The sequence below is a fragment of the Streptomyces synnematoformans genome, from assembly GCF_039531005.1.
In the GTDB taxonomy this organism is placed as follows: domain Bacteria; phylum Actinomycetota; class Actinomycetes; order Streptomycetales; family Streptomycetaceae; genus Streptomyces; species Streptomyces synnematoformans.
In genome coordinates this window covers 1-8,260 of the sequence record NZ_BAAAPF010000305.1, presented here as the reverse complement: position 1 = coordinate 8,260, position 8,260 = coordinate 1, and the positions used below count along the sequence as shown (strand labels likewise).

General features: G+C 75.3%; 6 protein-coding genes and 1 pseudogene. 3 read left to right on the top strand and 4 right to left on the bottom strand.

The features are described from left to right. Positions 1-681: pseudogene (locus ABD317_RS30005) on the top strand (hypothetical protein); the annotation flags it as partial. Positions 682-700: 19 nt separating this feature from the next. Here ABD317_RS30005 and ABD317_RS30000 read toward each other — a convergent pair. The 4 genes from ABD317_RS30000 to ABD317_RS29985 form a co-directional block, all read right to left on the bottom strand. Then, positions 701-1,915 (bottom strand): C40 family peptidase, encoded by a 1,215-nt coding sequence (locus ABD317_RS30000; protein ID WP_344293884.1) that lies wholly within the window; start codon positions 1,913-1,915, stop codon positions 701-703. A gap of 153 nt (positions 1,916-2,068) precedes the next feature. Further along, complete coding sequence (locus ABD317_RS29995) at positions 2,069-2,917, bottom strand: SAM-dependent methyltransferase (RefSeq protein ID WP_344293882.1); 849 nt, start codon at positions 2,915-2,917, stop codon at positions 2,069-2,071. 134 nt (positions 2,918-3,051) lie between these two features. After that, positions 3,052-4,698, bottom strand: coding sequence for a phospho-sugar mutase (locus ABD317_RS29990; protein ID WP_344293886.1), 1,647 nt, complete (start codon positions 4,696-4,698; stop codon positions 3,052-3,054). Between the two features lie 146 nt (positions 4,699-4,844). Continuing rightward, positions 4,845-5,651 carry a purine-nucleoside phosphorylase gene (locus ABD317_RS29985; protein WP_027756235.1) on the bottom strand — a complete coding sequence of 269 codons (807 nt, stop codon included), beginning with the start codon at positions 5,649-5,651 and terminating at the stop codon, positions 4,845-4,847. A 141-nt stretch (positions 5,652-5,792) separates the two neighbouring features. On the opposite strand from ABD317_RS29985, the gene ABD317_RS29980 reads away from it, so the two are divergent. Next, positions 5,793-7,244, top strand: coding sequence for an NAD(P)H-quinone dehydrogenase (locus tag ABD317_RS29980; protein ID WP_344293869.1), 1,452 nt, complete (start codon positions 5,793-5,795; stop codon positions 7,242-7,244). Positions 7,245-7,437: 193 nt separating this feature from the next. Beyond that, positions 7,438-8,260: DeoR/GlpR family DNA-binding transcription regulator (locus ABD317_RS29975; RefSeq protein WP_486389025.1), on the top strand; the 823-nt coding region annotated here is incomplete at its 3' end.

Genomic DNA, 8,260 nt, shown 5'->3' with positions numbered 1-8,260 from the left:
GCCCCCCGGTCCGGCGGCCCCGGCAGCCCGCCGGCGGCGGATCGTACGGGCGGGGAGCAGCCCCCGGCCCGTACGCCGAACGCGCACCGCCGGCAGGGCGGCGAGGACGAGCCCGCCGCCGGCACGTCCCGCGACCACGGCGGCGACGGCGGCGCTGCCGGGAAACAGCCCCCCGCCGGACGGAAGTCCGAACCCTCGGCGGACAGCTCCGCCCGCCCGGGGCGCCCCGGCGCGGACGAGCCCTCCCGCCCGCGGCCCGGGAAGCGCGCCGACACCGTGGGCCCGGGCTCGCCGAAGGGCACCACGCTGACCATCGGCGACTGGTCCCGCCCCCTGGTCAGCGGCGGCCAGAAGCACGTCGACGCCTGCAACGCGGCGGTGCTGTTCGACGGGCCCGAGCCCGGCCGGGAGAACGGCATGGCGTTCGACACCGCCGTCATCGTCGGCCACGACTTCTGCGGCTTCGACGTCCTGGCGCCGCTGCCGAAGGGGACGCGCGTGACCATCTCCGGCCCCATGGGCACGCTGAAGTACCGCGTCTACCAGACCCACATCACCCCCGGTCAGGGCGGCCCGAACCACGGCCTGTACTGGGGGGACGTCACCCTGCAGACCTGCGTCGGCCCGGACACGGCCTTCAGCTACCTGGAGCGCACCTGGCCCCCGGTCGACCGCGCCTGACCGCGCACACCGGCACCGGTCAGCCGGGGCGTACCGCGCTGTGGATCGGCATGCTGTAGATCGACTCGGTGCGCACCGCGGCGCCGGGGCGCGGCGCGTGGAGCATGTGGCCGCCGCCGGTGTAGAGGCCGACATGGCTGATGTCGTCGAAGAAGAACACCAGGTCGCCGGGGCGCAGGTCGGAGACGGCCACGCGGGTGCCGAAGGTGACCTGGTCCCACGTCACGCGGGGGATCTCCACCCCGGCCGCCCGCCACGCCGCCTGCGTCAGCCCCGAGCAGTCCCACGCGTCCGGCCCGGTCGCACCCCACACGTACGGCTCGCCCAGCTGCGCCTCGGCGAAGGCGATCGCGGCCCGGGCGCCCGCCGGGGCGGTGCCGTCGGCGGCGGGCGCGGCGGCCTCGCCGGTGATGGTCCCCTCGGCCAGCTCCTGCCGCTCCTCCTCCCGCTGCTCCCGCAGGCGGCGCTGCTCGGCGGCCTCGCGCCGGGCGTGCTCGCGGGCGCGGCGCTCGGCCTCGGCGCGCTCCGCGCGCTCCAGCCTGTCGAACTCGGCCCGCTCGCGGTCGCCGAGGTCCGCCTTCAGCTCGCGGGCCTCGGCGAGCTTGGCCCGCAGCGCCCTCTCCCGGCCGCGCAGCGTCGTCTCGCGGTCCCGGAGCCTGTCGACGGCGGCGGCCGCGGCCCCGCTGCGCTGACGGGCCTCCCGCTGCCGCTCGGTGAACTCGTCCAGGGAGTGGTGCTGCCGCTCCGACAGCCGGCTCAGCAGGTGGCTGTGGTCGGCGTAGCCCTGCGGATCGGCCGCCAGCAGCAGAACGGCCGCCTGCGACAGGCCGGTTGCGCCGGTGCGGTACTGGGTGGTGACGTAGCCGGTCAGCGTGCGGCGGGCCTCGTTCACCCGCGCGGTCGCCCGGGCGGCGGCCGCGAGGCGGCGGTCGGCGCGCCGCCGCTGCTCGTCGGCCGCCGCCTCGGCCTCGTTGAGCCGCTGCCCCGCGACGCTCGCCTGCCGGTCCAGTACGCGGACGCGGTCGCGCACCTCGGCGGCCCGCCGCGCGGCCTCCTCAGCCCGCTCCCGCTGCTCGGCGACGGCGGACGGGCCGTCGCGGCCGTCACGGCCGTCGCCCGGCTCGTCCGCGGACGCGGACTGCGTCAGCAGGAGGGCGGCGGCCAGGGCGGAGGCGCCCAGGACCCCGGAGCGCAGGCGGCCGCGGGCAGGACGCGTACTTCCTGAAGTGACCAAGGCTGGAGGCTCCTTCCGCGGGCGGGCCGTTCGAGCGTGCGCGGAGGAGCTGAACGGGCCGGGTCGGCCACGTATCCAGGAGGGAAATGCCACCACGAACCGCTACCCGCCCCCGCCGCACCCCCAACCTCACGGGGCAGTACAGCTATACAGCTAGTGCTTGCGCGCGATGCCCCCGTACACCGAGACCTGCGCGTCGGTGACGGCGTCGGCACTGCCGACGCTGACCGGCTCGGGACGCCAGCGCGGCAGGGACTGGACGCCCGGCTCCACCAGTTCGAGCCCGTGGAAGAACCGCTCGATCTCCGGCTTGGAGCGGACCTGCATCGTCACGCCGCTCTTGCGGTAGACGGCCGCCACACCGGCCCACGCCCCGGGGTCGTAGTCCCCGGTCAGGTGGGACAGCGCCAGGTGGCTCCCGGGCGGCAGGGCGTCGAGCAACCGGCCGACGATGCCCGCCGGATCGTCGTCGTCGCCGATGAAGTGCAGGATGGCGATGAGCAGCAGGGCGACGGGCTGGTTCAGGTCGAGGGTCTCGCGCAGCTCGGGTGAGTCGAGGATCGCGTCGACGTCCCGCAGGTCCGCGTCGATGTACTTCGTTCTTCCCGCCGGGCTGCTGGTCAGCAGCGCCCGGGCGTGGGTGAGCACGATGGGGTCGTTGTCGACGTAGACGATGCGCGCGTCCGGCGCGACGGCCTGGGCGACCTCGTGGACGTTGGGGGAGGTGGGCAGGCCGGTGCCGATGTCGAGGAACTGGCGTATCCCGGCCTCTGCGGCCAGGTAGTGCACCGCCCGCCTGAGGAAGGACCGGTTCTCGCGGGGCGGGATGAGGCTGTTGGGGTTGGCCCGCATGCCCTCCTCGGCGGCCTTCCGGTCCGGCGCGTAGTTGTCCTTGCCGCCCAGCAGGTAGTCGTAGACCCGGGCCGGATGCGGCCGGTCGGTGCCCAGGTCGCGGACCTGCTCCGGCGGATGCTCCCGGTGAGGCTGTTCGGGCTCGGACATCTCGCTCCGTTCCGTGCGGGCCGACGTCCGTAATCTACCGCCCCGGACGCACCGAGGAGCGGGAGAGCCGCATCTGGATACGCACCCCGTCCGGCCTTCCCGGACCGCCCGGACCCGCGACAGGCTCCCGGGCGTCAGAGTCCCGCCGCCGCCGACAGGTCCGTCTTCAGCGCCGCCAGCACCTCCGCCGCCGTCGCCCGCGCCGCCGGCAGGCCGCGGCGGCCGTCCGCGACCGGGACCACGGCCTCCAGATAGCACTTCAGCTTCGGCTCCGTGCCGCTCGGCCGCACGATCACCCGCGCCGCCGCCACGCCCCGCTCGCGGCTGCCCGCCAGGGTGTAGCGCAGGCCGTCCGTCGGGGGGAGGGACGCCGTGCCCGCCGCCAGGTCCTCCGCCTGCGTCACCCGCAGGCCCGCCGCCGACTCCGGCGGGGCCGCGCGCAGCCGGCGCATCGCCGACGCGATGACGTCCAGGTCCTCGACGCGGACGGAGAGCTGGTCGGTGGCGTGCAGGCCGTACTCCACCGCGAGGTCGTCCAGCAGGTCCTGCAGCGTGCGGCCGGCCGCCTTCAGCTCGGCGGTCAGCTCGGCGACGAGCAGGGCGGCGGTGACGCCGTCCTTGTCGCGGACGCCGGCGGGGTCGACGCAGTAGCCGAGGGCCTCCTCGTAGGCGTAGGCGAGGCCGTCGACGCGGGCCAGCCACTTGAAGCCGGTCAGGGTCTCCTCGTACGGCAGGCCCGCGGCCCGGGCGATGCGGCCCGTGAGGGAGGAGGAGACGATGGACGCGGCGAAGGTGCCCGCGGCCCGCTTGTGCACGAGGTGCGTGGCGAGCAGCGCGCCGACCTCGTCGCCGCGCAGCATCCGCCAGCCCGCGCCGCCCTCGGCGTCCGGGTCCGGTACGGCGACGGCGCAGCGGTCGGCGTCGGGGTCGTTGGCGATGATCACGTCGACGTCGGGGCCGTCCGCCGAGCGGGCCGCGGCGAACGCCAGGTCCATGGCCCCCGGCTCCTCCGGGTTGGGGAACGCGACCGTGGGGAAGTCCGGGTCCGGCTCGGCCTGCGCCGGGACCGGCACCGGGGGCGGGAAGCCGGCGCGGGCGAAGGCGGCGGCCAGGGTGGCGCCGCCGACGCCGTGCAGGGCGGTGTGCACGACCCGTACGTCGCGCGGGCCGCCGGCGGCGACGACGGTGGCGGCCCGGTCGAGGTACGCGGCCACGACGTCCTCGCCGAGCACCTCCCAGCCGTCCTCCGGGCGGGGCACGTCCGCGAGCGGGCCCACCGCCTCGATGGCGGCGGCGATCCCGGCGTCGGCGGGCGGGACGATCTGCGAGCCTCCGCCGAGGTAGACCTTGTAGCCGTTGTCGCGGGGCGGGTTGTGGCTGGCGGTGACGGTGACCCCGGCGACCGCGCCGAGGTGGCGGACGGCGAAGGCCAGCACGGGCGTCGGCAGCGGGCGGGGCAGGACGGCGGCCCGGAAGCCGGCGCCGGTCAGGACGGCGGCGGTGTCCTCGGCGAAGGCGTGGCTCTTGTGCCGGGCGTCGTAGCCGACGACGACCAGTCCGCCGCCCGCGCCCTGCCCGTCGAGGTACGCGGCCAGCCCCGCGGCGGCGCGGATGACGACGGCGCGGTTCATCCGCATCGGCCCCGCGCCCAGCTCACCGCGGAGCCCGGCGGTGCCGAACTGCAGCGTGCCGGCGAAGCGGTCCGCGAGGGCGGCGGTGTCGTCCGCCCGCAGCAGGTCGGCCAGCTCGGCCCGGGTGTCCGGGTCGGGGTCCTCCGCCAGCCAGGCCCGGGCCCGGGCGGTGAGCGCGGCAGACTCTGCGGCAGGGTCCGCGGCGGAGTCCCCGGCGGCGTCCGCGGTCGTGTCCGTGGTCACTGGTCGTCCTCTCCGTCGGCCCCCGGCCCCTCCGGGGCGTACCCCTCCAGTCTTCACACCCGGCGCAGCACCTCGGCGAGCAACCCGCCCATCCGGGCCGCCGAGTCGCGGCCCGCCTGGAGGACCTCCTCGTGGCTCAGCGGCTCGCCGGTCATGCCGGCCGCCAGGTTGGTCACCAGCGAGATGCCCAGCACCTCGGCGCCGGCCTCGCGGGCCGCGATGGCCTCCAGGACCGTCGACATGCCGACCAGGTCGGCGCCGAGGCGGCGCAGCATCTCGATCTCGGCCGGCGTCTCGTAGTGCGGGCCGGGCAGCTGGACGTACACGCCCTCCTCCAGGCTGGGGTCCACCTCCCGGCACAGCGCCCGCAGCCGCGGCGAGTACAGGTCGGTCAGGTCCACGAAGCGCGCGCCGGTGATCGGGGAGGCGGCGGTGAGGTTGATGTGGTCGCCGATCAGCACCGGCTGGCCCGGCCGCATGCCCTCGCGCAGGCCGCCGCAGCCGTTGGTGAGCACCACCGTCTTGCACCCGGCGGCCGCGGCGGTGCGCACGCCGTGGGCGACGGCGGCGACGCCGTGGCCCTCGTAGAAGTGCGTACGGCCGAGGAAGACCAGCGCCCGCCTGTCGCCCAGCCGGTACGAGCGGATCCGCCCCGCGTGCCCCTCCACCGCCGGCGGCGGGAAGCCGGGCAGGTCGGTGACGCGCAGCTCGTGGTCGGGCGTGCCCAGCGCTTCCGCCGCGGGCACCCAGCCGGAGCCCATCACGAGGGCGACGTCGTGGGACCCGGCCCCGGTGAGTTCGCGGAGGCGGTCGGCTGCGGCCGCCGCGTCGGGCGCGGCGTGGGGAGTGGATGCGTTCACGCGATGAGCGTAGCCCGTCACCCCCTACGCGCGTAGAAGCGGCCCCCCGCACGGGCGCCGTCCGGGCCCTCGCCCTACGCCCAGGGGGCGTAGGGGTGCCCCCGGCCCCCGCGCGGGTGCCGACGGCGGCGGCGATGGACAATGGGGTACGTGACTCGGATCGTGATCATCGGTGGTGGCCCCGGCGGGTACGAGGCGGCGCTCGTCGCCGCGCAGCTCGGCGCGGAGGTGACGGTCGTCGACCGCGACGGCCTGGGCGGCGCGTCGGTGCTCACCGACTGCGTGCCGTCGAAGACGCTGATCGCCACCGCGGAGGTGATGACCACCTTCGACTCCTCGTACGAGGAGCTGGGCATCATCGTCGCGGACGACACCCCGCCGGAGAAGCAGGCCGCCCGGGTCGTTGGCGTGGACCTGGGTAAGGTCAACGGCCGGGTCAAGCGGCTGGCGCTGGCCCAGTCCGAGGACATCGCCACCAGCGTGACCCGCGCCGGCGGCCGGGTCGTGCGCGGCCGGGCGAGCGTCTCGCCGCAGCAGGCCCCGGACGGGTCCCGTACGGTCCGCGTGACCGGCGCCGCAGCGGGCGGGCCGGAGGAGCTGGTCGCGGACGCGGTGCTGGTCGCCACCGGCGGCAGCCCGCGGGAGCTGCCCGACGCGCAGCCCGACGGCGAGCGGATCCTGAACTGGAAGCAGGTCTACGACCTCGACGAGCTGCCCGAGGAGCTGATCGTGGTCGGCTCCGGCGTCACCGGCGCCGAGTTCGCCGGCGCGTACCAGGCGCTGGGGTCGCGGGTCACGCTGGTCTCCAGCCGGGACCGGGTGCTGCCGGGCGAGGACCCGGACGCGGCGGCGGTGCTGGAGGACGTCTTCCGGCGCCGCGGCATGAACGTGATGAGCCGCTCGCGGGCGCAGAGCGCCAAGCGCGTCGGCGACCGGGTCGAGGTGACGCTCAACGACGGCCGGGTGATCACCGGTTCGCACTGTCTGATGGCGGTCGGCGCGGTGCCGAACACCCGGGGCGTCGGCCTGGAGGAGGCCGGGGTGCGGCTGACGGACTCCGGGCACGTGTGGACCGACAAGGTGTCGCGGACGAGCGCGCCCGGCATCTACGCCGCGGGCGACTGCACCGGCGTCTTCGCGCTCGCCTCGGTGGCGGCGATGCAGGGCCGGATCGCGATGTACCACTTCCTCGGCGAGACCGTGGCGCCGCTGCGGCTGAAGACCGTCTCCGCAAACGTGTTCACGGATCCCGAGATTGCCACGGTGGGTTACCAGCAGTCGGACGTGGACGAGGGGCGCATTGATGCACGGGTGATGAAGCTGGCGCTTCTGCGCAACCCGCGGGCCAAGATGCAGGGGGTGCGGGACGGATTCGTGAAGCTGTTCTGCCGCCCCGGCACCGGGATCGTGGTCGGCGGCGTGGTGGTCGCGCCGCGGGCCAGCGAGCTGATCCACCCCATCTCGATCGCGGTCGACAACAATCTGACCGTCGAACAGATCGCGAAGGCGTTTACCGTCTATCCCTCCCTGTCGGGTTCGATCGCCGAGGTGGCGCGGCAGTTGCAGGCCAGCAAGGCCCCGGCCGACGACTAGGGCGGAGGGGCGGACCCGGTTCGCGCTCCGGGTCCGCTCCGGTCTGCGCGGCGGCGACCGAGCGCCCATACCACCTTCGGATGTCGAAGAGGAGCATTTTCTTCTCATCGCCGTAAGCGGCTGAACGAACACTGTCTTTGGCGTTACTGTCGGTTTCGTGTTCGCTGCAGAACGTCGTCAGTTGATCCTGGAAATGGTGCGGGCCAACGGGGCCGTATCGCTCCGAGAGCTCGCCCGAGTCGTACAGACCTCCGAGGTGACCGTGCGCCGAGACGTACGGGCCCTGGAAGCGGAGGGCCTGCTGGACCGCAGGCACGGAGGTGCCGTCCTGCCGGGCGGTTTCACCCGTGAGTCCGGCTTCCCGCAGAAATCCCATCTCGCGACCGCGGAGAAGACCGCGATCGCCGATCTGGCCGCCGGATTCGTCGAGGAGGGGGAGGCCGTCGTCGTCGGGGCCGGCACGACGACGCAGGAGCTGGCCCGCCGGCTCGCGCGCATCCCCGGCCTCACCGTCGTGACCAACTCCCTGCTCGTCGCCCAGGCGCTGGCGCACGCGAACCGGGTCGAGGTCGTCATGACCGGCGGCACGCTGCGCGGCAGCAACTACGCCCTGGTCGGCAGCGGCGCCGAGCAGTCGCTCCAGGGGCTGCGCGTCTCGCGCGCGTTCCTCTCCGGCAGCGGGCTGACCGCCGAGCGCGGGCTGTCCACGTCCAACATGCTGTCGGCGAGCGTCGACCGGGCGCTGGTGCAGGCCGCGGCGGAGGTCGTGGTCCTCGCCGACCACTCCAAGCTGGGCACCGACACGATGTTCCAGACCGTGCCCACCGACGTGATCACCCGGCTGGTCACCGACGAGCCGCCGCCCAACGACGAGCGCGCCGCCACCGAGCTGCAGGCCCTGGCCGACCAGGGGGTGCAGATCGCGGTGGCGGGCCCGGAGCAGCCGGGCGGTGAGAGCGGCCCGCCGGTCCCGCCGCGCGGCCGGCACCCCCGGCCCGGCGGCGAGCGGCGGATGG